The organism is Geobacter benzoatilyticus (assembly GCF_017338855.1).
Classification (GTDB): domain Bacteria; phylum Desulfobacterota; class Desulfuromonadia; order Geobacterales; family Geobacteraceae; genus Geobacter; species Geobacter benzoatilyticus.
In genome coordinates this window covers 2,611,932-2,636,770 of record NZ_CP071382.1, presented here as the reverse complement: position 1 = coordinate 2,636,770, position 24,839 = coordinate 2,611,932, and the positions used below count along the sequence as shown (strand labels likewise).

Here is a 24,839-nt window from a genome sequence, read left to right as displayed (position 1 = left end):
GGTTACTTGACCTCCTTCATCTTATCGAGGATCTGGCCCGGGTTGATCGGCTCACCGTCAACACGGAAAATACCGAGAACCGGAGCATTTCCCTCAATGCACCCTTTTACCAAACCAGTACACATGCCGAGGTTCATTTCCGGAGTAATGAAACCTTTAACCTTCTTGGAGAGCTCCATAAGGCGCTCCTCGGGGAACGGCCAGAAGGTGATGATCCGGAACAGACCGGCCTTGATGCCATTCTTGCGTGCCTCGTTAACGGCGAAACGAGCCGAACGGGAAGTGGAGCCGAAAGCTACGACGATAACATCAGCATCATCGCACATGTACTCTTCCCATTTCATGATGTCAGCTCTATTAGCTTCAACCTTACGAACCTGACGCTCTTCTTCCGCTTGAACGACCTCGGCCTTGGTGGTCGGGAAACCGTCCTGCATCTTGTTGAGACCGGTAACATGGAACTTGTAACCGGAACCGAATGCAGCGAGGGGCGGCACGTCACCGAAGGAAGTGTCGTAGGGCTTGTACTGCTCGGGGGGGACGGAAGGCTTAGTGCGATCAACCACTTCCAGTTCGCCCGGCTCGGGGAATACAATCCGCTCACGCATGTGGGCGACAATTTCGTCAGGCATAATCATAACCGGCGTACGATACTTTTCAGCCAGGTTAAAGGCCCGAACCGTCTCCTCGAAAATTTCCTGAACCGATGCAGGAACAAGGCAAATCGCAGGATGGTCACCGTGGGTTCCCCACTTGGCGCACATTACGTCAGACTGCGAAGGTCCGGTCGGCATACCGGTGGAAGGACCACCGCGCATAACGTTGAAAATTACGGCAGGAACTTCGGAAATGCAGGCATAACCAATGTTTTCCTGCTTGAGGGAGAGGCCGGGACCGGAAGTAGCCGTAAGAACCTTGGCACCGGTCAGGGATGCACCGATAACGGCAGCCATAGCTCCAATCTCGTCTTCCATCTGAATGAACCTCCCACCAACTTTGGGAAGCTCAGCGGACATTACCTCGGCCACCTCAGTGGATGGAGTAATAGGGTAACCGGCGAAAAACCGGCAGCCAGCGTAAAGAGCACCGTGAGCACCGGCCTCGTTACCCTGGAGAAGTGCAACTTTCTTAGCCACGTCAAATACCTCCTCTTGGAATGGTTACGGGGTGACCTTGATAGCGAAATCAGGGCAGCGCAACTCGCACTGCATGCATTTGATGCAGGCTTCGAGGTTCTTCACCCCAACAACGAAACCTTTCATCTCCAGTACCTTTGTAGGGCAAAACTCAACACAGATGTGGCAGCCCTTACAGTACTTCTCAATAATCTCGATAGTCGGAAGCTTTTTTTCCATCTAGATACGCTCCTTTACTAAAATGAAGCCGTTTCCGGCAAAACTTTTGTGTTTATAACACAGTTGTGTATACATTTTCAAGATTTAGAAAATATTAAGTTACACTTATCTTATTTTCAAAAAAAAATGCCCCAACAAGGCAAAAGAAGGGCACAGGACCCTTCTTTTGCCTTGTTTCAGGAGTATGTAATATTACTTAAGATTGAGGCTGTCGACGAGGCTCTTAACTGCGGCAACCGACTTATCCATCATCGCTTGCTCTTCAGCATCAAGATTGAACTCGATGATCTGCTCGACGCCATTCGCACCGAGAACAGCCGGTACGCCAACATAGTAACCGTTCACGCCGAACTCACCCTGCAGATAGCAGCAGCTCGGGAGAACACGCTTCTGATCGCCGAGAATAGCTTCGGTCATGGCGATGGCAGCAGAAGCAGGAGAGTAGAAAGCAGAGCCGGTCTTGAGAAGAGCAACAACCTCGCCGCCTGCACCGCGGGTCCGCTTAACCATTGCTTCCATGACTTCCTTGGCTTTTGCCTTATCCTTGTACTTACGCTCAAGGAGTTCCATGACCGGGATACCGCAAACGCTGGTGTAGCGTACCAGCGGTACCATGTCATCGCCGTGCCCGCCGAGGGTAACCGCAACAACGTCCTTGACGGATACGCCGAGCTCCCAGGCGATAAAGGCCGCAAAGCGGGAGGAGTCAAGAACGCCCGCCTGACCGATAACCCTGTTGTAGGGGAACCCGGTGACTTTCTGGCAAAGGGTAACCATTGCGTCCAGAGGGTTGGAGATAACGATGACAAAGGAATTGGGAGCATACTGCTTGATGCCCTCGGCAACCTGGGTCATGATTTTGGAGTTAACCTCAATAAGGTCGTCACGGCTCATGCCGGGCTTACGGGGAAGACCAGCGGTAACGATAACCACATCGGCACCGGCAATATCCTCGTAGCTGTTGGTACCTTTCAGATTGACATCAAAGCTGTCCACCGGGCCGACTTCGGCGATGTCCAGCATTTTCCCTTGGGGAAGACCTTCAACGATGTCATACATAACAACATCGCCAAGTTCACGCAGTGCGCAAAGTTGAGCAAGAACGCCACCAATCTGACCGCCACCGATGAGAGCAATTTTCTTACGTGCCATGTTTTCTTCCTCCATTAGAAATTGGTGTTCAACAACCCACTTGGTTAGATAGCATCAATTATAGCGTTAAGAGTCGGACTCGGACGCATTGCCTTGGATACTTTTTCTTTCTCAGGAGCATAATAACCGCCCATGTCAACGGGCTTGCCTTGAGCTGCGATCAGTTCGGCATCGATTTTTTCAGCATTGGTCGAAAGCTGCTCTGCAATCTTGGCGAATTTCGCCTGAAGCTCTTTGTCCTGAGTCTGCTCAGCCAATGCCTCTGCCCAGTAAAGGGCGAGATAGAAGTGGCTACCACGGTTGTCGATCTGACCGACTTTACGTGCAGGTGATTTATTGTTGTCAAGGAACTTCGCAATAGCCTTATCAAGGGCCTCAGCAAGGACTTGGGCTTTGTCGTTTTTGAACGTTGCCGCCAGATGCTCAAGCGAAGCAGCAAACGCCGAGAACTCACCCAGGGAATCCCAACGCAGATACCCTTCCTTTACAAACTGCTGCACATGCTTGGGAGCCGAGCCTCCTGCACCGGTTTCAAAAAGACCGCCACCAGCAAGAAGCGGAACGATGGAGAGCATCTTGGCGCTAGTACCGATTTCGAGAATCGGGAAAAGGTCGGTAAGATAGTCACGAAGCACGTTACCGGTAACAGAAATTGTATCCAGCCCCTTACGGATCCTGTCCAGCGAGTAATTCATAGCTGCTACGGGGTCAAGAATCTTGATCTCGAGCCCGGATGTATCGTGATCCTTCAGATATTTTTCGACCTTCGCAATAACGTTGGCATCATGAGCCCTGTTCTTGTCGAGCCAGAACACAGCATGGGCACCAGTTGCCCGAGCCCTGCGAACGGCAAGCTTAACCCAGTCCTGAATGGGGATGTCTTTCGCCCTGGACATTCTCCAGATGTCGCCAGCTTCAACGGCCTGCTCCATCAGCACCTTGCCATCTTCAGCAACAACCCGGACTGTTCCATCAACGGGAATTTCAAAGGTTGTAGGATGTGAGCCGTACTCCTCAGCCTTTTGAGCCATAAGGCCCACGTTGGGAACCGACCCCATGGTAGCAGGATCAAGGGCGCCATTCTTCTGGCAGTCTTCAATGATCGCTTTGTACATGGTTGCATAGCAACGGTCGGGGATCATTGCCTTGGTATCCTGCAACTTGCCTTCTGCATTCCACATCTTGCCGGACTCACGAACAACTACAGGCATGGATGCATCAACGATAATATCGTTGGGCACATGCAGATTGGTTATCCCTTTATCGGAATCAACCATTGCAAGGGCTGGTCTCTTGGCATAGACAGCCTTGATGTCAGCCTCAATCTCTGCACGCTTGGCATCAGGCAGGGACTGGATCTTATTATAGAGGTCACCAAGCCCCATGTTGGGGTTTACGCCGAGTTCCTTAAAAGTATCAGCATGCTTATCAAATACATCTTTATAGAACACGGAAACCGCATGGCCGAACATGATGGGATCGGAAACCTTCATCATGGTGGCCTTGAGGTGCAAAGAGAGAAGCTGGCCATTCTTTTTTGCATCCTCAATCTGCTCGGCATAAAACTTCCTCAGAGCATTCACGCTCATGAAAGTGCCGTCAAGGATTTCACCTTTTTCTGCAACGAGCTTGTCTTTGAGAACAGTTACCTTGCCATCCTTGCCTACCAACTCAATTTTGAAACCGCCGCCATTCTCCATGACAACCGACTTCTCGTTGCCATAGAAATCACCTGAGGTCATATGAGAAACTTCAGCCTTTGAATCGGAAGTCCATGCACCAAGCTTGTGGGGATGTTTCTTGGAAAAGTTCTTTACGGAAAGCGGAGCGCGCCGGTCGGAGTTCCCTTCGCGGAGAACAGGGTTAACCGCGCTTCCAAGCACCTTGGAATAACGCTCTTTTATTGCTTTCTCGGCATCATTTTGCGGCTCTTCAGGATAATCGGGTATATCGTATCCCTTCGACTGCAGCTCCTTGATGGCTTCTTTGAGCTGAGGAACGGATGCACTGATATTCGGCAATTTAATGATGTTGGCTTCAAGCTTCTGAGTAAGGTCGCCAAGCTCGGCCAGGTAATCAGCGACTTTCTGATCATCACGAAGTTTGTCCGGGAACGTTGCCAGGATTCTACCCGCAAGAGAGATGTCTCTTGTCTCGACCTCAACACCAGTCCCTTTAGTGAATTTCTGGATAATCGGGAGCAAGGAGTAAGTTGCCAATGCAGGTGCTTCATCAATCTCTGTCCAAATAATCTTGTTTGTCGCCATGATTCCTCCTTTATTGTTTACGGCTATACGCCAGAGGCTACCACATAAAACAGATCAGGCCCGCCGCCAACCATCCCCTTGTTAATCCGGCAGCAAAGCATGGAGCCTTGAGAATCTATTATCCGAACCAGCATTAATGGCGTTGTTGTGAAGCATGCTACATTAACTGCACTTAATTTTGAGGCTTAAACTGTGTATACAGTATGCAAAACAGCATGTACTGTCAAGGAAAAACTATTTTTCATGTGAAGGCAAAAATACCCTGTAGTTACATAAAAAAAGCCGGGATAAATCCCGGCTTCAATTCAAATCTATTCATTTATGGCAATCGGCGTTCCTGGGCGTAACGGCGAGCTTCCGCAATGTCATCACGCCCGACATTTCTCGGGATTTTCAGAAGCTGCCCCGGCCAGATGCGTTTGGGATCCCGTATCTGATCCCTGTTGGCGCGGTATATTAACGGCCACAGGAGAGCATCACCATACACATCCGGCCGTGCCGCAATCTGCGGCAACGTTTCACCGCGCTTCACGGTATGGGCAACAGCAAGAGGGCGAACCTCCCGCTCCTTTTCCCTGGCAGCAGCCTTAGCCGCTTTTCTCGAAATCTCCCGAGCTGCCAATTCACGTTCTTCAATCAGCTTTCGATTCTTTTCCTCGAGAACTCTCTGCCGCTCGGCTTCACGACGCTCTTCCTCTGCTTTCAGCTTCTGCGCTTCAAGGCGCAATTGTTCATCGACAAATAACTGCTCGACAAATTCGGCTTTTCTCAAGGCTAGCAAGTAATATTGTTCCGCATCCGAGAGCTTGCCACGTTCAAGGAATCGATCTCCGGCTTCGAGGGCATCCGTGATGCTCGCGAATTCCTCGTCCCTGCCTTGAGCGGCCCATTGCAACCTCACGGCAGAAGATTTGACCAGTGCCTCAGTGCGGTAACGGGGCAGCTTTTGGGCACAACTCACGAGATTCAGAGCCAGCACTGAAACCATTGCCAGCATCCATATTCTCATTGTTACTTCCAATCTCTTTATTGTTTGACTGTCACCTTGAGGGCAAGTTCCCTAAGTTGCTTCGTATCGACAATTGAAGGGGCATCGGACATGAGGCACGCCCCCTTTTGCGTTTTCGGGAAGGCTATAACGTCACGGATTGAATCGCTGCCAGTAAGAAGCATGATAAGGCGGTCCATCCCGAAGGCAATCCCCCCATGGGGAGGCGTTCCACACTCCAGGGCGTCGAGCAGGAAGCCGAATTTTGCGCGAGCTTCTTCCTCGGAGAGGCCAAGCAGGCTGAACATGCGGGACTGAACATCCTGCTGATGAATTCTGATGCTACCGCCACCAATCTCGTTTCCGTTCAAAACCAGGTCGTAGGCTTTAGCACGGCAGCTGCCGGGGTCGGATACGACTTTGTCCAGGTCCTCATCCATGGGAGCCGTGAAGGGGTGATGCACGGCAGCCCACCTTTTTTCTTCGTCATCCCATTCCAGCAGCGGGAAATCGGTAATCCAGACAAACTTGAACGTGTCCTTATCCGTAAGCCCGAGAATTCCGGCAAGATGATTACGGAGCTTCCCGAGAGAATCATTGACCACTTTGGGCTTATCGGCAACAAAGAGAAGGAGATCCCCCTCCTCGGCCTCGAATGCGCTGTTCATTGAGGCAATTTCTTCCGGTGAAAAGAATTTGGCGATGGGCGAATGCCATTCGCCATTCTCAAACTTGACGTAGGCCAGCCCCTTTGCCCCATAAATCTTGGCGAACTCGGTAAGGTCGTCGATTTCCTTGCGGGAAAACCGTGCGCAGCCCTTGGCGTTAAGCCCCTTGATGATACCCCCGGAGGCGGCCACATCGGCGAAGACCTTGAAACCGGCCCCCTTGACGATATCAGTCAACTCGACAAGTTCGAGACCGAAGCGAATATCCGGATTGTCAACGCCAAAGCGGCGGATGGCCTCTGCGTAGGTCATTCTCGGCACGGGCAGCGGAACGTCAACTCCTTTAGCTTCCGCGAAAATCTTTGCAATAAGCCCTTCCATGACCGAGATGATATCTTCGCGATCGATGAAAGACATTTCGCAATCGATCTGGGTAAATTCGGGTTGCCTGTCAGCACGGAGGTCCTCGTCACGGAAACAGCGCACGACCTGAAAGTAACGGTCAAAACCCGAAATCATCAGAATTTGCTTGAATATCTGGGGAGACTGCGGAAGGGCATAGAAAGTCCCCTGGTTAATCCTGGAGGGAACAAGAAAGTCGCGGGCGCCTTCCGGAGTGGACTTGGTCAGGAACGGGGTCTCTATCTCAAGGAAACCGTTTTCAGTCAGATATTGACGGGTTATTTGAGCAACCTTCGAGCGAAGGATGAGATTGTTCTGGAGAACTGAACGACGCAAGTCCAGATAACGGTACTTAAGACGGATATTCTCGGCAACGTCCACATAGTCATCAAGGGTGAAGGGAAGCGGCTTGGAGCGGTTGAGGATCTTGCATTCGGTGACCAGGATTTCGACTTCGCCGGTTTTCATGGCAGGGTTAACAGTCCCTTCGGGACGCGGAATAACCTCGCCTTTAACGGCAACGACATATTCATTGCGGATAGCCTCGGCCTTATGATGGGCATCGGCATCTTTCGCGGGGTCAAATACAATCTGGGCAAGGCCCTCACGGTCGCGGAGATCTACAAAGACCAGCCCGCCGTGGTCCCTCCGGCGCATGACCCACCCCATCAAGACAACCTCGCGACCCACATCGGCCTTCGTCAGGTTACCGCAGTAGTGACTCCGTTTCCACCCGCCAAGAATATCATCCATCGACAAACCTCCTCATCAGTCACTAAAATCGTGTAACTTTACTAAATATGAAAGGATTCTTCAAGAAAAACAAACCGTGGGACACGCCACAAAATGAAAGCCCCGACACAAGAAATCCCGAGATTAAGAGCAACAGATGCAAAAAGGGGTTGGCCTTTCGGCCAACCCCTTAATGTTTTGGTGGAGCTGATCAGGATCGAACTGACGACCTCTTGAATGCCATTCAAGCGCTCTCCCAGCTGAGCTACAGCCCCGTTCAAAAGAGACTTGGTTTATATCAAAACGTAACGGACAGTGTCAACATTTTTTTCCTCGAAAATGCACTAAGGGATTTATCCTTGACGCCTCCCCGGCTCATGTGGTTTAATCCGTCCACTTTGCCGGAGTGGTGAAACTGGTAGACGCAGCGGACTCAAAATCCGCCGGGAGCAATCCCATGTCGGTTCGATTCCGACCTCCGGCACCAAATTACAAACAAAAGGGCGGCCAATCGGCCAGCCCTTTTTATATTCATGCCCCAAATCTGCTTACCCCGCTACTCGGGAAAAAACCGACCGCTGACGAAGAATCTCGAACAGGACCACTCCTCCTGCTACCGACGCATTAAGAGAGCTGACCCCCCCCCGTAGCGGTATGGAGATGAGGAAATCGCACCTCTTGGCCACCAAGGGCCTTACCCCCTCTCCTTCTCCTCCTATCACCACAACTACATTTCCGGTCAGATCCTGCTCGTAGAGGGATGAAGCGGCACTATCCGCCGTACCATAGATCCAGAAGCCCGCCTCTTTCAGCTCATCGAGGGCCTGGGCCATATTGGCGACCTGGGCAATCGGAATGGTTTCAGCGGCACCGGCAGCGCTCTTCTCCACAGTTGCGTTCACGCGGGCAGCACGGTCCTTGGGTATTATGACGCCATGGGCGCCCGCACAGGCAGCGCTCCGGACCAGAGCGCCAAGGTTGTGGGGGTCCTGAACGCCATCAAGGGCGAGAATAAGACCGCACTCCCCCGACTCGCGCCAGACGGCGACGATATCTGCCAGATCGGCATAGGTGAAACCTTCCATCCTGATGGCTACGCCCTGGTGATGCTCGGTGCCGCAGAGACGGCTGATATCCCGCTTGTCGCGATTGCGGACCGCGACCCCCTTCTCCGCTGCAAGTTTTAGAAGCTTTTCCATGCGTCTATCATTGACTTCCCGTGACACGAAAAGCTCGAAGGCCCTCCGCTTGCCGCGCAGGGCCTCCATGACGCTGTTTATTCCGTAGAGGATTTCTTCTTTCACGCCTGACCTTTCAGCCGGCTCAGCCGGCAACAATCTCATCAAGGATCATTTCGGCGGCAGCGGCCGGGTCCGGAGCATCCCCGATGGGACGCCCTATGACGAGATAATCGCTCCCCGTCTTCACCGCCTCGGCCGGCGTCATGACCCGCTTCTGGTCATTGAGGGCGGCAAAGGAGGGACGGACGCCGGGAGTAACGATAAGGAAATCGTTCCCGCACGCCTCGCGGATAAGGGGAATCTCCCGGGGAGAGGCCACCACGCCGTCAATGCCGGCTTTTTTTGCCAGGGTGGCGAGTCTCACCACCATATCGGGAACGCTGTGCTCGATTCCCAGGTCCCTGAGGGTTTCATCGGTGGACGAAGTGAGAATGGTAACGGCCAGAACCTTAGACCTCTCGCCTCCCTTGAATTCCTTATCGAGAGCTTCCACCGTTTTCGCCATCATCTCGTAGCCGCCCAGGGCATGGAGGTTGAAAAGCTTTACCCCCAAACGGGCCGCTTCCACCGATGCCATTGCAACGGTGTTGGGTATGTCATGGAACTTGAGATCAAGAAAGACCTCGCCGCCGAATTTCTGAATCATTCGGACTGCTGCCGGGCCGCAGGAAGTAAAAAGCTGCTTCCCGATCTTGAACATTCCCACTTTGTCGGACAGTGTCTCGGCCCAATACTGCACATGGGCGAATTCACCAGTATCGAGGGCGAAAATAACCTTTTCGCGTGCCTGTTCTCTCGTCATAACTTGTTCTTCTCCTCGAAAAATTACTGGTTGAGGGCCTCGGCAACAAGCGTTTTGACCGTCTCAACCGCCTCCGGCAGCGGAAGCAGGGAAACCTCGCCGCTTTTGCGAACCTTGAGCTCCACTTTACCGTCCGCCAGATTTTTGCTTCCCACGACTATCCTGAGCGGAATCCCGATAAGGTCGGCATCCTTGAACTTGGAGCCGGGGCGCTCGTCCCGGTCGTCGAATATAACCTCCACGCCGGCATCGGTGAGAGCCCGGTACATATCCTCACAGGCAGCCACAACCTGGGCATCCTTCATGCTGACCGCCGAAATGATGCAGTGGAACGGCGCAAGGGGAATCGGGAAAATGATGCCGTCGGCATCGTGATTCTGCTCTATGCAGGCCGCCACGGTACGACTGATGCCGATGCCGTAGCAGCCCATGAAGATCACCTGCTCCTTGCCGTCGGCATCCAGGTAAGTGGCGCGGAGGGCCTCGGAGTATTTGGTCCCCAGCTTGAATACATGCCCGACCTCGATGCCGCGCCACATCTCCAGGTGCCCTGCCTCGCAGCGGGGGCAGGGATCGCCGTGGACAACGTTGCGGATATCGGCGACGAGAGCCGGCGTGAAATCGCGCCCAATGTTCACGTTTTTGAAATGAAGGTCGCTGGCATTGCCTCCGGTGACGAAGTTTTTCATCCCCTCCACCAGCAGATCGGCAACAATCCTGATTTTCAGACCCACGGGACCGGCAAAGCCCACCGGCGCACCGGTCACCCGCTCCACCACATCCTCTCCGGCCATCTCCAGTTCTTCACACCCCAGCAAATTCTTGAGCTTGATCTCGTTCAGATCGTGGTCGCCGCGCACAAGGGCCGCAACCGGCTGGCCGTCGGCAACGTAGAGGAGCGTCTTAACCAGCCCCGAAGCCGGAATGCCAAGGAAACCGGTAACCTCTTCGACGCTTCGCTTCCGGGGGGTTTCAACCTTTTCCAGATCCCTGGGCTCCGCGTGCTGTGCCGGGAAGGGCCTGGACTCGGCCTTCTCCACATTGGCCGCATACTCGCAGGCGGTGCACGAGACTATGGCGTCTTCGCCGGAATCGGCAAGCACCATGAACTCGTGGGACGACGAGCCGCCGATGGAGCCGGTATCCGCCTCGACCGCCCGGAACCTGAGGCCGCAGCGCTGGAAAATGCGACGGTATGCCTGATACATTTTTTCGTAGGAACTATCAGCCGCTTCGGAGTTCACATCAAAGGAATAAGCGTCCTTCATGATAAACTCGCGGCCGCGCATAAGGCCGAACCGGGGGCGGATTTCGTCACGGAACTTGGACTGCACCTGGTAGAGGTTCAAGGGCATCTGCCGGTAGCTCTTCACCTCGCGACGGACAAGATCGGTAATCACTTCCTCGTGGGTGGGTCCGAGGCAAAACTCGGCATCCTTGCGGTCGGTAAAGCGAAGGAGCTCCTTGCCGTACTGCTCCCACCGCTTCGACTCCTGCCACAATTCGGCAGGCTGGACCCCCGGCATGAGAAGCTCTATTGCGCCGGCGCGGTTCATCTCCTCGCGGACGATCTGCTCCACTTTGCGGATGGAACGGAGCCCCAGGGGAAGATAATTATAGATTCCGGCGGCAAGCTTGCGGATCATGCCGGCCCGGAGCATAAGCTGATGGGAAATGACCTCGGCGTCGGAAGGGGTCTCCTTCACCGTGGGGACAAAATACTGGGAATAGCGCATTAACGAACCTCTATATTCTATGTGGGAGCAAACCTTGTGTTTGCCCCGTTGCGGGCGATCACAAGGATCGCCCCTACGATTTTTCCTTGGCCATCTGCTCGACCTCAGCCACCAGGGCATCGGCCATCTCGCTCTCGGGGACCTTCCTGACAATCTCGCCGTGGCGGAACAGCAAGCCCTCGCCCCGCCCACCAGCTATGCCGACGTCCGCCTCGCGGGCTTCGCCGGGGCCGTTCACCACGCACCCCATGACCGCCACGGTCAGATGGGCATCGATGGCGGCAAGACGGTTTTCCACTTCCTGCGCAACCCCAATCAGGTTGATCTGGCACCGGCCGCAGGTGGGGCATGAGACAAAGTTGACCCCCCGCTGCCGCAGCCCCAAGGCCTTGAGAATCTCGAAACCGACCCGCACCTCGTCCACCGGGTCGCCGGTGAGCGATACCCGCATGGTGTCGCCAATGCCGTCGGCAAGCAGGATGCCGAGCCCCACCGACGACTTGATGGTGCCGGAAAAGATGGTGCCTGCCTCGGTTATGCCGATGTGGAGAGGGTAATCCACCTTTTGGGAGAGGAGCCGGTAGGCTTCGACGGTTTTCATGACATCGGAGGCCTTGAGGGAAATCTTTATCTGATCGTAGCCGATATCCTCAAGGATTCGTACATGCCCAAGGGCCGACTCCACCATGGCCTCCGCAGTGGGATGACCGTATTTTTCGAGGAGTTCCTTTTCGAGGGAGCCGGCATTGACTCCGATCCGGATCGGAACAAGGCGCTCCCGGGCGGCCTTCACCACCTCTTCCACCTTCCAGCGTTCGCCGATATTGCCGGGGTTGAGGCGCAGCCCGTCTATCCCCCCCTCCAGAACCCGCAGGGCAAGGCGGTAATCGAAATGGATATCGGCGATGACGGGGATCGGGCTCCGCCCCTTGATCTCCCCCAACGCTTCGGCCGCCGCCATATCGGGGACGGCGCAGCGGACGATCTCGCATCCGGCAGCGGTCAGCGCGCGAACCTGGTCAAGGGTTGCCGCCACATTGCGGGTATCGGTGCTGCACATGGATTGCACCGCACAGGGAGCACCACCGCCGACAGGGATGTTTCCTACGTGAATCTGCTTGGTTTGGCGTTTCATAGCGGAGCATAGTAGCCGCAACGGGCGCGGAAAGTCAAGAAAGGTTTGGCGTGGAGATACACGGGGTGTGCGCAAAAGGAAAGGCGGGATTTCTCCCGCCTTCCAGGGCAATGCTGTTCTACCGGATTGCTTAAATGTCGTAGTAAAGGGCGAACTCGATGGGAACCGGACGCATCCGGACCGGGTTGACTTCGGCCTCGGTTTTGTACTCGATCCACTTCTCGATGACGTCGGGGGTAAAGACATCGCCTTTCAGAAGGAACTCGTGGTCCTCCTTGAGGGCACTGAGGGCGTCTTCGAGGGTACCCGGAGCTGACGGAATATCCTTGAGCTCTTCCGGTGAAAGCCCGTAGATATCCTTATCCAGCGGCTGCCCCGGATCGATTTTGTTCTCGATGCCGTCAAGACCGGCCATGAGCATGGCGGCGAAAGCAAGGTAGCCGTTGCAGGAGGGGTCCGGGGTCCGGTACTCGATCCGCTTGGCCTTCGGGCTGGAAGAGAGCATCGGAATACGGATGGAGGCAGAGCGGTTTCGGCTGGAGTATGCCATGTTCACCGGAGCCTCGAAGCCCGGCACCAGACGCTTGTAGGAGTTGGTGGTCGGGTTGGTGATGGCGCAGAGAGCCTTGGCATGCTTGATGATGCCGCCGATGTACCAGAGGGCCATCTGGGAGAGCCCGCCGTACTTGTCGCCGGCGAAGAGGTTCTGGCCGTTTTTCCAGATGGACTGGTGGCAGTGCATGCCGGAACCGTTGTCGCCATAGAGGGGCTTCGGCATGAAGGTTACGGTCTTGCCATTGCGGTAGGCCACGTTCTTGATGACATATTTGAACCACTGGAGCTGGTCGGCCATATCCACGAGGGAGGAGAAACGCATATCGATCTCCGCCTGGCCGCCGGTGGCAACCTCATGGTGCTGGCACTCGACCCGGATGCCGACCTTCTGAAGCTCCATCACCATCTCGTTGCGGAGGTCGTTCTGGGAATCGGTCGGGGAAAGGGGGAAGTAACCTTCCTTGTGGCGCGGCTTGTAACCCAGGTTGGGGAACTCCTCGCGGCCGGTGTTCCATGCGCCTTCAACAGAATCAACCATGTAGAAGGACTGGTTGGAGCTGGAGTCGTACCGGACCTCGTCAAAGATGAAGAACTCGGCCTCAGGGCCGAAGAAAGCGGTATCGCCAATGCCGGTGGACTTCAGATAGGCCTCGGCCTTGCGGGCGATGTTGCGCGGGTCGCGGCTGTAGTCTTCCTTGGTAATCGGGTCGAAGACATTGCAAATGAGCGACAGGGTCGGCACCGCCACGAAGGGGTCCATCTTGGCAGTGTCGGGATCGGGGAGGAGGATCATGTCGGAAGCGTGGATCGGCTGCCAGCCACGGATGGAAGAGCCGTCAAAGCCCTGCCCCTCCTCAAAGGTATCTTCACTAAACTCCGTGATGGGAACGGAAATGTGCTGCCAGGTCCCGACGAAGTCCATGAATTTGAAATCAACCATCAGTGCGCCGTTTTCCTTGGCGAAGCTTACTACCTCTTGTGGGGTCATCTAAACGTCTCCTTTCGTTGATAGGCAATTACTTCTGATTGTTTTTACAGCGCATCCTCGCCCCGTTCACCGGTTCTGATGCGGATAACTTCCTCAACCTGCGTTACGAAAATCTTGCCGTCGCCGATTCGTCCGGTCTTTGCGGCCTGCTCTATGGTCTCGACCACTTTCCCGACGATGTCGTCTCCGACTATGATTTCCATCTTGATCTTGGGGATGAAATCAACGACATACTCGGCACCGCGGTAGAGCTCGGTATGTCCCTTCTGCCGGCCAAAACCTTTCACCTCGCCAACCGTTATCCCCTGGATACCGATTTCGTTCAGGGCCTCTTTAACCTCGTCCAGCTTGAACGGCTTTATTATCGCTTCGACTTTTTTCAAGGCTTAGCACCCCCTCTTGGATAATGTTTTAAACTGGCCGATTATAGGTGCCTCGGTGTTTAAAAGCAAGATTCCCTAAAATCTCGCCTGCGGATGTTGCCATGTTTGAAGCAAATACTTTGCCCAAAACAAAGCATTTTACCTAGTCCAACAATTACAGCAAGTTAGCAGAGCAGCATCTTCATCCGCCCAACAACCACAGAACGGCATGCCTAAATACAGTGCAGATACATCCCGCCATGCACAAAACAGAAGCATTGAAGCAAACAATTCTAATTCTCTTACTAAGACGAAACCTGCCTGTTCAACTGCACATCTTACCCCCCTGCCTTCGGCTTCCCCCCTATTTCATAGGGGGGAATGAGGGGGGTCGAATGGTCAATACACTTGTTAGTAGCTCAAGCTTGCCTGTTGTAATGCCGATAGGTATAGTACATGTAAATTTCCCCGGCGAATTGAAACCATGAAAATAAAAGCACTGATACTGGCGGCCATTACTCTTGCCTTCCCCCGTGAAGGGGTTGCCGACATCTACCGATATGTGGATGACGAGGGAGTAATCTGTTTCACCGATGCCCCCGCCAAAAGCGGGACGACACTGGTAATCAAGGAGCGCCGGGGCAAACGGGGCATTACCGCCCACAAAAGCAGCATCGCCAACGAAGGGAAGGCTGCGGCATCCCAGGCATCGTCTCGGGCACTTCCAGTTCAGGGGAGGATATCTTCGCTGGTGGGGCTTCGCCACGATCCCATCAACGGCACCCTCCGGGAGCACCACGGCATAGACATAGCCGTTGCCGAAGGAACAGAAGTCCGCCCCGTGGGACCGGGGAGAGTTATCTTCTCCGGCTCGCGCGGCGGCTACGGCAATATGGTCATGATTGAACATGGAGACGGCACCATGACCCTCTATGCCCATAATTCGGTAAACCTGGCAACGGAGGGAAGCGACGTTGACGGGACCTCCCCCATTGCCCTATCAGGCTCCACGGGGCGCTCAACTGGTCCTCACCTCCACTTCGAAGCGTGGCGGGGAGACACCAACATCACCTCTTCCTATCTCGCCGCCGGAGCCGCAGCGGGCAACGCCGCCGGCCGCAAGCCGGCCGATGTCATCCGGCGGATCGTCCAGGCCGACGGCACCCTCTACTTCGGCAACATCCACTAACTAACCCTCCGTCTCACTCCCCATGCCGTTTTGTTTTGCGAGTCGGCACCGCCGTCCAGGGATCATCGGGCCAGGGGTGCTTCGGGTAGCGGCCCCGCATCTCCTTTTTCACCTCCTGGTAGGCGCCGTTCCAGAATCCCCGCAAATCGGCGGTCACCTGAAGGGGGCGGCCGGCCGGCGACAGGAGATGAATGAGCACCGGCACCCTCCCCCATGCCACCGTGGGGGTATCGGCCAGGCCGAACATCTCCTGGAGCTTCACCGCCAGGACCGGCGTGCCGTCCTCCCCATAGTCGAGGGGGATCCGCGAACCGCTCGGAACCGCCAGATGGGTCGGCGCCCCCTCGTCCAGGCGGCGGAGGAGGTTCCAGGGGAGGAGCGCCTGCAACGGGGGCAGTAGATCGACCGCCGCCACGTCGGAAAGCCGCCGGACTCCGTCCAGGCAGGGTCCCAACCAATCGCCGAGGGTCGCGAGAAGTTTTTCTCCGGAGAGATCGGGCCACCCCTCGTCGGGAAAAAGCCGGGCCATGAGATACACCCGTGCCCTGAAACGGCGCGCGGCGGCCGACCAGTGCAGCACAGATAGTGCCGGCCCCCGCACAATTCCTTCCAGAAGTGCATTCCGCACTTCTTCGGCGGTGGCGGCGACCGGCCTGCTTTCAAGTATGAGGGCACCGAATCGCTCCTCTTCCCGGCTCGACACCCTCCCCTCACGGTCATCCCACTCAACGGATCGCCCCCTGACGATGCCGTCGGCAAACTCTCGTCTCAAGGTTTCCCGAGCAAGAACACTCGCTCGGCGGATGAGATCGTCCCCGCGCTCGCCACGCTCCACCTCGTAGGCAACCACGAGCGGTTCGTCATGCACCACGCTCCGACCGGAAAGAACGGCGCCCCGCCCCCCCGCGAGGAGATATCGCCGTCCTTCGCCGCCGCGGAGCATGGCGATCCGGTCCGGGTAGGCCCAAGCCAGCAGAAGCGCCACGGTATCGCCATCTACGGCCCCGGCAGCTTCTCCGCTCCCTGCTTTGAGCAGTTTGCGCAAGTGGTGCGCCGAGCGGTCAACGGTACGGCAGGCAGCAGCATCAATCGAGGGAAGACGCCTCTGAGAGCGCCATGCATGCAGCATTTCTATCCGCAGCAACATGTCGCTCTCGCTCCGCTCCACGCCTCCTTCCAATATGTTCTTAACAATATCGCGTTCCGAGAGAATTGCAGCAACGTCACATGCAAGGGGAGCAAGCCCGCGCCCGGCAGCCTTCATCAGCATATGCGCCAGCCGTGGATGGACCGGCAGCTCCGCCATCCTGCGGCCGGTATCGGTGATTGCTCCATTGTAGTTAATGGCATCCAGCTGCACGAGGAGCCGTTGCGCCTCCTGGTAGGCAGCCTGGGGAGGGGGCGTAAGCCAGGCGAGGGATGCGGGGCCGGCCACCCCCCAGGCGGCCAGATCCAGGGCCAGCGGGGTCAAATCGGAAGTTATGATTTCGGGAGGATTGGCGGGGGTGAGGCCCCTGTTGGCATAGTCGGTCCAGAGGCGGTAGCAGACGCCGGGGCCCAACCGACCGGCCCTTCCGGCCCGCTGGGTCGCCGAGGCTGCCGTTATCCGTTCCGTTACGAGCCGTTCAAGACCCGATGCCGGATCGAAACGAAGACGGCGGCAGTAGCCGCTGTCGATAACCACCCGCACCCCTTCGATGGTGAGGCTCGTTTCGGCGATATTGGTCGCGAGCACCACCTTCCGGTGTTTGGCGGGGACAATGGCCCGCTCCTGATCGGCAAAGGGGAGGTCCCCATAGAGAGGTGTTACCGCGGTAGATGACGGCAGCGGCCCCCCATCCTCCAGAAGCTGCCGGCAACGGCGAATCTCGCCCGCTCCGGGCAAAAAGGCGAGGATATCCCCCTCGGTTTCGGCCAGGGCTAATCGGACCGAGCGGGCAACGGCTACGGGAAGAGGGTCGCTGTAATCCTCGGAAAGATAGCGGATGTCAACGGGGAAAATTCTCCCCTCGCTGGTGATTACCGGAGCGTCGTCCAGGAGCGCCGCAACCGGCGCGGCATCGAGGGTCGCCGACATGACGATTATCCGCAAGTCTTCCCGCAGCCCCTGCTGCACATCGCGGCAAAGCGCCAGGGCCAAATCGGCGTGGATGCTCCGCTCATGGAACTCGTCGAAAATCACCGCCCCGACCCCGTCCAGAAACGAATCGGACTGGAGCCGGCGGGTCAGCACCCCCTCGGTCACCACCTCCAGCCGGGTACGCCGCGACACCTTCCGGTCAAAGCGGATCGTATAGCCGACGGTTCCGCCCACATCCTCGCCAAGGGTGGCCGCCATCCAGCGGGCCGCATTGGTGGCGGCGAGGCGGCGCGGCTCCAACATGATGATCCCCTTTCCCGCAAGCCAGGGGGCGTCGAGAAGCGCAAGGGGGATCCGGGTCGTCTTTCCGGCACCCGGCGGGGCCTGGATGACGACCGAATTGCGGACCTGAAGGGATGATTTCAGCTGAGGCAGGATGTCGTCAATAGGGAGAGGCATAGCGAGATGGCGAGATAGCAAGTAGTGAGTAGCAAGTAGCGAGTAGCAAGTAGCAAGTAGTGAGGTCTTACTATCTCGCTATCTCACCCTCTCGCTCCCTCGCTATCTCGCCATATTCTCAAAATCCGTCAGGGTCAGCCCGGCAAGGGAGTCGACAATTTTGACGGCTCCGGAGAGTTTTCCGGCAGGGTAGCTGTTGGTGACGGCGATAACGGGAATGCCGGCGCCGGTGGCGGAGGCGATGCCGGCAGGGGTGTCTTCGATGGCGATGCAGAAGCCGGGGGCAATCCGGCGCTCGGGGAAAGCCGCGGCAAGACGCTCCACGGCCAGGGCATAGCTGGCGGGGTCGGGCTTGCTGGCGCTCACCTCCTCCGCCGTCACCATCACGTCGAAGGCATTCGACAGCCCCAATCCGGACAGGATGGGGAGAATGTCGCTCCGCAAGGCACCGCTGCAAAGGGCAAGGGGAAGCGAGCCGGTGATGGCTTCGATAAGTTCTGCGACTCCAGGATAGGGGACGACACCTCGGGAGATAATCTCCTGGAATGCTGCCGCCTTCCGCTCGATGAGGAGTTCAAGATCGTGATCGTTCAGCGTCCGTCCATGGACCCGGAACGCCTCGCGGAAGGCATCGCGGTCGTCGAATCCCATGTAGAGATTCACGTACTCTTCCCAGGAATAGCCCAGCCCCAGGGGCTCCAGTATCTCCTGGAAGGCCCGGTGGTGAAGCGGTTCGGTATCGACAATTATGCCGTCAAAATCGAAAATGACTGCGGAAAGCATGAAGAACCTCCGGGACCGGGGACCGGGGACCGGGGACCGGGCAAACGGAAAGCAGCCCCCGTCCCCGTCCCAGCCCAGTAATCCCGGTTGCTAGAACTTTTTTACCAGCAGCAGGGCCGCCGACGAACCGCTGACAGCCGGAACCACCGCAATATTCCCCTTCCGTGCGTAATGGTTCGTGACCACCCGCCCGGCAAGTTCACCGATGGCTGCGCCCAAAAGCACGTCGCTGGCCCAATGCTTGTCGTCGTAAATCCGCGAGAAGCCCACAAAGGCAGCGGTGGCATAGGAAAGAAGCCCCACCGGCACGCTCCCCGAAGTACGGGTGATAACCGAAGCCATGGCAAAGGAACTGGCCGTATGCATGGAAGGTAACGAATCATAATCTGACTTGAACTGGAACGGCCGGAAACTCCCCTTGCTGTTTCCGGTCAGGGGGCGGGCGCGCCCCACGGCCTCCTTCAGCACCAAGGTTGCGGCATCGGCAATGATCGCCGCTTCCCCCATCATGAGCCCCGTATCGCGCCAGCGGGGAGAATCGGCCAGCACCCCTCCCCCCCATACAACACCCGCCACCCCCAGGTGGAGGAACGGATTGCCAACGATGTTTCCAGCATCGACGGCACGGTCGAGGTTCCGGCCATGGGTCCGCCGCACCTCGTCCCGGATGTCGTAATCGAAAAGATAGGTCAGCCCCACCGCTCCGGCAACAGCCAGAGTGCCGATGACCTCACCGTTCCCGGTCCGGAACGGGGTCGCGAGGAACTCTCCGGTTTCATCGCGGAGCGTCACGGCTTCGGTGGAGACAAAAGAGCCGATACTTCCGCTCTCGGCAGCCCCACCCTCTTGAACGGATATCACGATGAGCAGAAAAACGGCGACGGCAAGGGGCAGCTTCCGGGCACGCCAGACGGCAACAGCGAGACAGACGATACCAGCCCCCAGCGCGTCGGCGATCAGATCGCGGAAATCGGCGCTCCTGGAGGTTGTAAGTACCCCCTGGGCAACCTCCAGGAGGGCGCCCAGCACAACCGAACCTCCAAACGCCATTAGCAGACAATGACGGCGGCACTGTCGATACGTAACCAGGCAGTTCCAGACCAGAAGGGCAAAAAGCCCATAGGCCACGGCGTGCTGAAATTTGTCCCACGCCAGTAGTTCAATTTGCGGCTTAGGTGGCGAGGGGTCGAGGGAAAACCAGACAATGGCCGTTCCCCAGGCGACGAGGAGAAATACCCTGAACCACCTTGACTCCAACATCCCCATGGAAGTTGTTCCGATCACAGTCCCGCCGCCACAAGCACCCCGGCGGTCAGGGCAATCTGCGACACGATCGTTGTTATATCCTTGATCTCGCGCATCCAGGCAATCCGCTCCAGTTTCTGGGGTACGACCAGGGTGTCCCCCGGATCGAGAACCATTGCCATGAACCCGCCGAAAGTCCAGCGGCGCTGCGAATCGCTCCAGTGGATGCCGAAGGACGACTGTTGACGGCTCTGAACCGAACCGTCGGCGCTTATTATGTACATGTCGTCCTCTTCGCCGTCCCGTGTAGTCCCCCCGGCATCTTTCAGGTAATGGGCCACATCTTCGCCCGGAAGATGGACAAAAGAAGTGGGATTGAAAACCTGCCCCATTACGTTCACTACGCTGGAAATCTGGGGCACTTCGAGGACATCCCCCCCCATAAGCTCCAGATCGTAGGGGGACTTTTTGAACGAGTCCAGTTGTGCCAGACGGATCACGACGCGCCCCTCGGCACGGGCCGACTTGAGCTTGTTCAGACTTTTCTGGAGCCCATCCAGGGCTGCCCTGGTTGCTTCCAGCTCCTCTTTTGACGCCGCAATCGCCGCCAGTTCACCCTGCTTGCGGAGGATCTCCTGCTCGGTCCGGGCAATCACCTCGTCCATCCGCTTCTGCTGTTCCTCCTGGACCGATTTCCTCATGAAACGGGCACCCTTCAGGTAAGCCTTTTGAGTGAACCCACCGGCCCGTTCGATAACTGAGCTCAACGGCTCACCCTTGGCGATGGAATAGGTTCCGGGGAACTTCACCTCCCCCTTCAGGGTGACGAAACGATCGGTCGCCTCCAGCCAGTTCTCGATTCCCCGCACAATCAGGGCATCTTCCGGTTCGAGGGTGAGGTTATGGGCCGGGTCGCCGGCAAGCGCCTTGCCCAGGTTGATCTCCAGACGGGCAGTCCCCGCGCTCCCTTCCCCCATGGTCACCCTGGTCAGCTCCGCACTCTCCATATAGGCGTTGCGCTTGGGGCTTCCCGCCGCGGTCACCAGATCCCGGACCGTCATCCGGGGGAAGTAGTCATATTCTCCGGGATTCACCACCTGCCCGCTGATCGCAACGCGGGGGAGCTCCACCATCTCTTCACGGGAAAACACCTTGACCGTATCCTGCTCCTGCAACTCCACATTGTCGGCCGGATTCCCCTTGAGGGCCTCGCGCAGGTTGACGGTCAGAACCTCGCGCCGGTAATCGGGTGGCAAGATGCGAGCAATCTCAACACTCTCCAGATAGGACTCGGGAAGAAGAACCGACGTGTCCGAAATGAGATCCTTCACCCGCATCCCCTTGCGGAACTGATAGGCGCCGGGACGCGCCACGTTCCCCGTCAGGGTCACCACTTCGCGCATCGCCTCGCGGACCGGAAAGACGTTCACCATATCGTGGTCCTGCACCTCGACCTCGGCCAGCTCCGTCTCCGGAGACTTGCCGCCGGTCACATAATCGGCAACGACCCGGGTGCTGTTCCCCTCAATCCGCTCCAGCTGAATCCGTCCCGTATCGCCGGCAGCGGTAATCCCTCCGGCCATTGCAAGCAGCTGCGGCAAGGAGGTTTTCCCCTTGATTTCGTAGATGCCGGGGCGCTTGACCTCACCGGCCACGCCGGCCACCGGCCCGATTACCGGTACGAAAATGGTGTCGCCGTTTTCAAGGCGGATGTCACGGCTCCGGTCGCCGTTAAGGAACATGTCATAGAGATCCAGTTCCTGCACCGGTTTCCCGCCGCGGGATATCCTGACCGAACGGAGGCTGCCGTTCCTGGACGGCCCCCCCGAGGCTGCCAGGGCATTGATAACGGTGGCAAGGGAACTCACATTGTAGGTGCCGGGCACCTCAACCTCGCCAACCACATATATCTGGATGGTCCGCAGGCTGCCGAGCGTGACATTCAGCTCATACCCCTTGTAATAGCGGGCAAACGCCTTATCGATGGCTTCCCGTGCCTGGGCATAGGTGAGCCCCCACACCTTGACGGAGCCGACCCTGGGAACGGTAATCTCGCCGTTACGGTCCACCTCCGCATCGTAGCGGGCCTGGAGGCTCCCCCAAACATCGATCCGCAGCGAATCTCCCGGGCCGACCACATAATTGGAGCCGACCGGCAGATTATCCGCCGACGGCAGGTTGGCAATACTGTTTTTGAAGAAATCATAGCCGAACTGCTTGAGGCTCCGGTCCACCGGGGCCGGCTCAATCTTGTCGAGAAGCGTAGGGCTCTTGCGGGCGAAGGCACGCTCCAGGGGCGAACCCAACTCTTCAACCGGCACAGGCGTCACGCTCTGCTCTTCAGAAATCAGCGGCGGCTGTTCTCCCCGGACACCGGTCACCGGCAGCCCCTGAACCCTGAAGTAGTAAATCTGATTGTTCTTGAGCTCCCGAACGCGGAACGAGGTGGCATCGCCAACCGGCACAGCCTTGAGATAATTGCCGGGTTCAGTCCCGTACAGCACCATAAAGCGGGACGGCATTTCCTCGCCTTTCTGCCGTACCCCCGTAATCGACCAGGTGAGTGACACGAGGCCATCGCCCGGCTCAGCCTTAAGCATCAGTTTTGGGCCAAGTTCCTTCTCACTACCGCCGGTCACGGGTAGAGACGCCTGAGAACGCTCGGCTCCCCCGCCATAGAGGCTGGACTCAGGGAGTTGCGCCGAACCGTAGCTGCCCGGCCCCGGCGCTGCATACCCGCCGGTCGGCACGGCATAGCTGCCGCCGGTTCGCGGATACTCCATAGTGCTTCCGGTAACGCCGGGATCCACCGCCCAACAGACTGTCGCGACGGCAAGCAAAGCCAGCAGAAAAAACAATAATGCCGATTGTTTGGATAGATTCATTGGCCCCTCATGAACTTATGGCTAGCTTAAAAAATGACCTTGATAAATGCCGGGTAACGAACAAAGATAAGTACCCTGTTATCCCCCTCTCCGTCAACCCGAAATACTCGTCTGCGCCGAACCGTAGATTTGCCGGTGGAACGTGAACTGCCTTGACTTTACCCGACCAGTTTATTATCTATTACTAATAGTTTTTGAATTATTAGCAGGAGATCCGATGGAAATAATCCACCACGGCGGACAGCACGGTGTAACGGGCTCATGCCACGAACTTGTCGTCTCTCCCGATGCGAGCATCCTCGTGGACTGCGGTCTTTTTCAGGGGCGCGATGCCGGAACCGGCAGGGGAAATGAACATTCACCTTTCATCGACTTCCCCATCGACCAGATCCAGGGCCTGGTCCTGACCCATGTGCATATCGACCACTGTGGCCGCATACCCCACCTCCTGGGCTCGGGTTTCAAAGGACCCATCTGGTGCAGCGAAGCGTCGGCACTCCTCCTGCCGCTGGTTCTTGAAGACGCCGTCAAGGTGGGGATCACCCGCGACGAAGAACTCATCAACCGGTTCATCACTGCCATGAAAAAACGCCTTGTCCCCCTGCCCTACGGTGTCTGGCACAAAGCCGGCACCTGGGGCGGCTCCGACGTCTCGCTCCGTCTTCAACCGGCGGGGCATATTCTCGGCTCGGCATATGCGGAACTGAGAGTAAATGGCCAGGGGGCAGGAGTGTCGGATAACGCCGAAAAAGAGAGCGACACAGTCGTCGTATTCTCCGGTGACCTGGGCGCACCCTACACCCCGCTGCTTCCCGACCCGGCGCCGCCGGAGCGAGCCGATATCCTGGTGCTGGAATCAACCTACGGCGACCGCCTCCACGAAGGGCGCGAACAGCGGAAGGACAAATTGCGGCAGGTCATCATCCAGGCGCTGGAGAACCGCGGCGCGCTCCTCATTCCGGCCTTCAGCATCGGCAGAACCCAGGAACTGCTCTACGAGATCGAAGCCCTCATTGCCGAACACCGGAACGACGAAGCTGCGGAAGAACTCCCCTGGGACGACCTGGAAATCATTGTCGATTCCCCCCTTGCGCTCCGCATCACCGAAGTCTACGACCGCCTCCGCCACCTGTGGGACCAGGAAGCGCTGGAAACCGTCTCCCTGGGGCGCCACCCCTTGTCATTCGAACAGATGACCGTCATTGAGAGTCATGCGGATCACCGGAGCACGGTGGATTACCTGAAAAAGACCGCCCGCCCCTGCATTGTCATCGCCGCCGGCGGCATGTGTGCAGGGGGTCGTATCGTCAACTACCTCAAGGCCCTCATGGGCGATCCCCGCACCGACATCCTTTTCGTCGGCTACCAGGCCCACGGGACACCGGGGAGAGAAATCCTCGAAGCGGCGGGAACGCGGGAAGAAACCGGCGAAACAATCTCCATCGAACTTGATGGCGGCAGCTACCCCCTACGGGCCGCAGTTCACAGCATCAGCGGCTACTCGGCCCACGCCGACCAGCGGGACCTGGTCAACTTCGTACGCGGTATCCCCGTGCCGCCCCGAACCATCCGGATCGTTCACGGCGAAGAGGAGGCACGCAAGGGGCTGGAGGAAGCGCTAAGTGAGCGTTAAGGACTTGTCCGTGTACGTCCGTGGCTAATGAATAAATCTTTTCCACCGAATGGAAGCTGCGGAACGCTAGTACATTTTTTCAAACGGGTGCACAAAGCCGATGACAAATCCCCCACGAGCAGCCTCAACGGTAAATTTCTCGGATTTTAATGTCACCTTTCTCGGATTTTGTCTTTACTAAT

Annotated in this window: 18 protein-coding genes and 2 tRNA genes; 3 read left to right on the top strand and 17 right to left on the bottom strand. The window is 57.1% G+C overall.

The window, feature by feature from the left end; translation table 11 throughout:
• Nucleotides 1-2: 2 nt before the first annotated feature.
• From JZM60_RS12075 to JZM60_RS12045, 7 genes are all read right to left on the bottom strand, one after another.
• A complete protein-coding gene (locus JZM60_RS12075; protein WP_207162698.1) occupies nt 3-1,136 on the bottom strand; it encodes a 2-oxoacid:acceptor oxidoreductase subunit alpha in 1,134 nt (377 codons plus the stop codon).
• A 24-nt stretch (nt 1,137-1,160) separates the two neighbouring features.
• Nucleotides 1,161-1,355 (bottom strand): 4Fe-4S binding protein, encoded by a 195-nt coding sequence (locus JZM60_RS12070; protein WP_207162697.1) that lies wholly within the window; start codon nt 1,353-1,355, stop codon nt 1,161-1,163.
• Nucleotides 1,356-1,547: 192 nt separating this feature from the next.
• Nucleotides 1,548-2,507 carry a malate dehydrogenase gene (mdh, locus tag JZM60_RS12065; protein ID WP_207162696.1) on the bottom strand — a complete coding sequence of 320 codons (960 nt, stop codon included), beginning with the start codon at nt 2,505-2,507 and terminating at the stop codon, nt 1,548-1,550.
• A 44-nt stretch (nt 2,508-2,551) separates the two neighbouring features.
• Nucleotides 2,552-4,774 (bottom strand): NADP-dependent isocitrate dehydrogenase, encoded by a 2,223-nt coding sequence (locus tag JZM60_RS12060; protein WP_207162695.1) that lies wholly within the window; start codon nt 4,772-4,774, stop codon nt 2,552-2,554.
• Nucleotides 4,775-5,093: 319 nt separating this feature from the next.
• Nucleotides 5,094-5,783 (bottom strand): LysM peptidoglycan-binding domain-containing protein, encoded by a 690-nt coding sequence (locus JZM60_RS12055; protein ID WP_241426248.1) that lies wholly within the window; start codon nt 5,781-5,783, stop codon nt 5,094-5,096.
• Nucleotides 5,784-5,800: 17 nt separating this feature from the next.
• A complete protein-coding gene (gene aspS, locus JZM60_RS12050; RefSeq protein WP_207162694.1) occupies nt 5,801-7,585 on the bottom strand; it encodes an aspartate--tRNA ligase in 1,785 nt (594 codons plus the stop codon).
• A 178-nt stretch (nt 7,586-7,763) separates the two neighbouring features.
• Nucleotides 7,764-7,839: transfer RNA gene (locus tag JZM60_RS12045), tRNA-Ala, on the bottom strand.
• Nucleotides 7,840-7,964: 125 nt separating this feature from the next.
• Between JZM60_RS12045 and JZM60_RS12040 the strand changes: the two genes are divergently transcribed.
• Nucleotides 7,965-8,051, top strand: a tRNA-Leu gene (locus JZM60_RS12040).
• A gap of 61 nt (nt 8,052-8,112) precedes the next feature.
• Here JZM60_RS12040 and rlmB read toward each other — a convergent pair.
• The 6 genes from rlmB to JZM60_RS12010 all read right to left on the bottom strand — a co-directional run bounded on the left by rlmB (nt 8,113) and on the right by JZM60_RS12010 (nt 14,404).
• Nucleotides 8,113-8,868 (bottom strand): 23S rRNA (guanosine(2251)-2'-O)-methyltransferase RlmB, encoded by a 756-nt coding sequence (rlmB, locus tag JZM60_RS12035; RefSeq protein WP_207162693.1) that lies wholly within the window; start codon nt 8,866-8,868, stop codon nt 8,113-8,115.
• A 19-nt stretch (nt 8,869-8,887) separates the two neighbouring features.
• The gene (gene pyrF, locus JZM60_RS12030; protein WP_207162692.1) at nt 8,888-9,607 is read right to left on the bottom strand and encodes an orotidine-5'-phosphate decarboxylase; all 720 of its coding nucleotides are present in this window, start codon (nt 9,605-9,607) and stop codon (nt 8,888-8,890) included.
• A 23-nt stretch (nt 9,608-9,630) separates the two neighbouring features.
• Complete coding sequence (locus tag JZM60_RS12025; protein WP_207162691.1) at nt 9,631-11,343, bottom strand: proline--tRNA ligase; 1,713 nt, start codon at nt 11,341-11,343, stop codon at nt 9,631-9,633.
• A gap of 73 nt (nt 11,344-11,416) precedes the next feature.
• Complete coding sequence (gene ispG / locus JZM60_RS12020) at nt 11,417-12,478, bottom strand: flavodoxin-dependent (E)-4-hydroxy-3-methylbut-2-enyl-diphosphate synthase (protein ID WP_207162690.1); 1,062 nt, start codon at nt 12,476-12,478, stop codon at nt 11,417-11,419.
• Between the two features lie 130 nt (nt 12,479-12,608).
• Entirely contained in the window at nt 12,609-14,021 is a 1,413-nt protein-coding gene (gene glnA / locus JZM60_RS12015) for a type I glutamate--ammonia ligase (RefSeq protein ID WP_207162689.1), read from the bottom strand.
• 44 nt (nt 14,022-14,065) lie between these two features.
• A complete protein-coding gene (locus JZM60_RS12010; protein WP_207162688.1) occupies nt 14,066-14,404 on the bottom strand; it encodes a P-II family nitrogen regulator in 339 nt (112 codons plus the stop codon).
• A gap of 463 nt (nt 14,405-14,867) precedes the next feature.
• On the opposite strand from JZM60_RS12010, the gene JZM60_RS12005 reads away from it, so the two are divergent.
• Nucleotides 14,868-15,572 carry a M23 family metallopeptidase gene (locus tag JZM60_RS12005; RefSeq protein ID WP_207162687.1) on the top strand — a complete coding sequence of 235 codons (705 nt, stop codon included), beginning with the start codon at nt 14,868-14,870 and terminating at the stop codon, nt 15,570-15,572.
• Nucleotides 15,573-15,585: 13 nt separating this feature from the next.
• Here JZM60_RS12005 and hrpB read toward each other — a convergent pair whose 3' ends face one another.
• From hrpB to JZM60_RS11985, 4 genes are all read right to left on the bottom strand, one after another.
• Complete coding sequence (gene hrpB, locus JZM60_RS12000; RefSeq protein WP_207162686.1) at nt 15,586-18,111, bottom strand: ATP-dependent helicase HrpB; 2,526 nt, start codon at nt 18,109-18,111, stop codon at nt 15,586-15,588.
• Nucleotides 18,112-18,213: 102 nt separating this feature from the next.
• The gene (locus tag JZM60_RS11995; RefSeq protein WP_207162685.1) at nt 18,214-18,894 is read right to left on the bottom strand and encodes an HAD family hydrolase; all 681 of its coding nucleotides are present in this window, start codon (nt 18,892-18,894) and stop codon (nt 18,214-18,216) included.
• A 90-nt stretch (nt 18,895-18,984) separates the two neighbouring features.
• Nucleotides 18,985-20,154: a VanZ family protein gene (locus tag JZM60_RS11990; protein WP_207162684.1), complete on the bottom strand. Its 1,170-nt coding sequence runs from the start codon at nt 20,152-20,154 to the stop codon at nt 18,985-18,987.
• Between the two features lie 20 nt (nt 20,155-20,174).
• Nucleotides 20,175-23,024, bottom strand: a complete 2,850-nt coding sequence (locus tag JZM60_RS11985) for an SLBB domain-containing protein (RefSeq protein ID WP_207162683.1) — start codon at nt 23,022-23,024, stop codon at nt 20,175-20,177.
• A gap of 217 nt (nt 23,025-23,241) precedes the next feature.
• Between JZM60_RS11985 and JZM60_RS11980 the strand changes: the two genes are divergently transcribed.
• Nucleotides 23,242-24,657, top strand: a complete 1,416-nt coding sequence (locus JZM60_RS11980) for an MBL fold metallo-hydrolase RNA specificity domain-containing protein (protein ID WP_207162682.1) — start codon at nt 23,242-23,244, stop codon at nt 24,655-24,657.
• The last annotated feature ends 182 nt before the right edge of the window (nt 24,658-24,839 follow it).

Excerpts from the sequence above, each read along its gene's own strand:
- ispG (WP_207162690.1), bottom strand. The coding sequence starts at position 12,478 with ATGAAACGCCAAACCAAGCAGATTCACGTAGGAAACATCCCTGTCGGC.
- glnA (WP_207162689.1), bottom strand. The coding sequence starts at position 14,021 with ATGACCCCACAAGAGGTAGTAAGCTTCGCCAAGGAAAACGGCGCACTG.
- JZM60_RS11995 (WP_207162685.1), bottom strand. The coding sequence starts at position 18,894 with ATGCTTTCCGCAGTCATTTTCGATTTTGACGGCATAATTGTCGATACC.
- hrpB (WP_207162686.1), bottom strand. The coding sequence starts at position 18,111 with ATGCCTCTCCCTATTGACGACATCCTGCCTCAGCTGAAATCATCCCTT.
- JZM60_RS11990 (WP_207162684.1), bottom strand. The coding sequence starts at position 20,154 with ATGTTGGAGTCAAGGTGGTTCAGGGTATTTCTCCTCGTCGCCTGGGGA.
- pyrF (WP_207162692.1), bottom strand. The coding sequence starts at position 9,607 with ATGACGAGAGAACAGGCACGCGAAAAGGTTATTTTCGCCCTCGATACT.
- JZM60_RS12055 (WP_241426248.1), bottom strand. The coding sequence starts at position 5,783 with ATGAGAATATGGATGCTGGCAATGGTTTCAGTGCTGGCTCTGAATCTC.
- aspS (WP_207162694.1), bottom strand. The coding sequence starts at position 7,585 with ATGGATGATATTCTTGGCGGGTGGAAACGGAGTCACTACTGCGGTAAC.
- JZM60_RS12025 (WP_207162691.1), bottom strand. The coding sequence starts at position 11,343 with ATGCGCTATTCCCAGTATTTTGTCCCCACGGTGAAGGAGACCCCTTCC.
- JZM60_RS12060 (WP_207162695.1), bottom strand. The coding sequence starts at position 4,774 with ATGGCGACAAACAAGATTATTTGGACAGAGATTGATGAAGCACCTGCA.
- JZM60_RS11980 (WP_207162682.1), top strand. The coding sequence starts at position 23,242 with ATGGAAATAATCCACCACGGCGGACAGCACGGTGTAACGGGCTCATGC.
- JZM60_RS11985 (WP_207162683.1), bottom strand. The coding sequence starts at position 23,024 with ATGAATCTATCCAAACAATCGGCATTATTGTTTTTTCTGCTGGCTTTG.
- JZM60_RS12005 (WP_207162687.1), top strand. The coding sequence starts at position 14,868 with ATGAAAATAAAAGCACTGATACTGGCGGCCATTACTCTTGCCTTCCCC.
- mdh (WP_207162696.1), bottom strand. The coding sequence starts at position 2,507 with ATGGCACGTAAGAAAATTGCTCTCATCGGTGGCGGTCAGATTGGTGGC.
- JZM60_RS12070 (WP_207162697.1), bottom strand. The coding sequence starts at position 1,355 with ATGGAAAAAAAGCTTCCGACTATCGAGATTATTGAGAAGTACTGTAAG.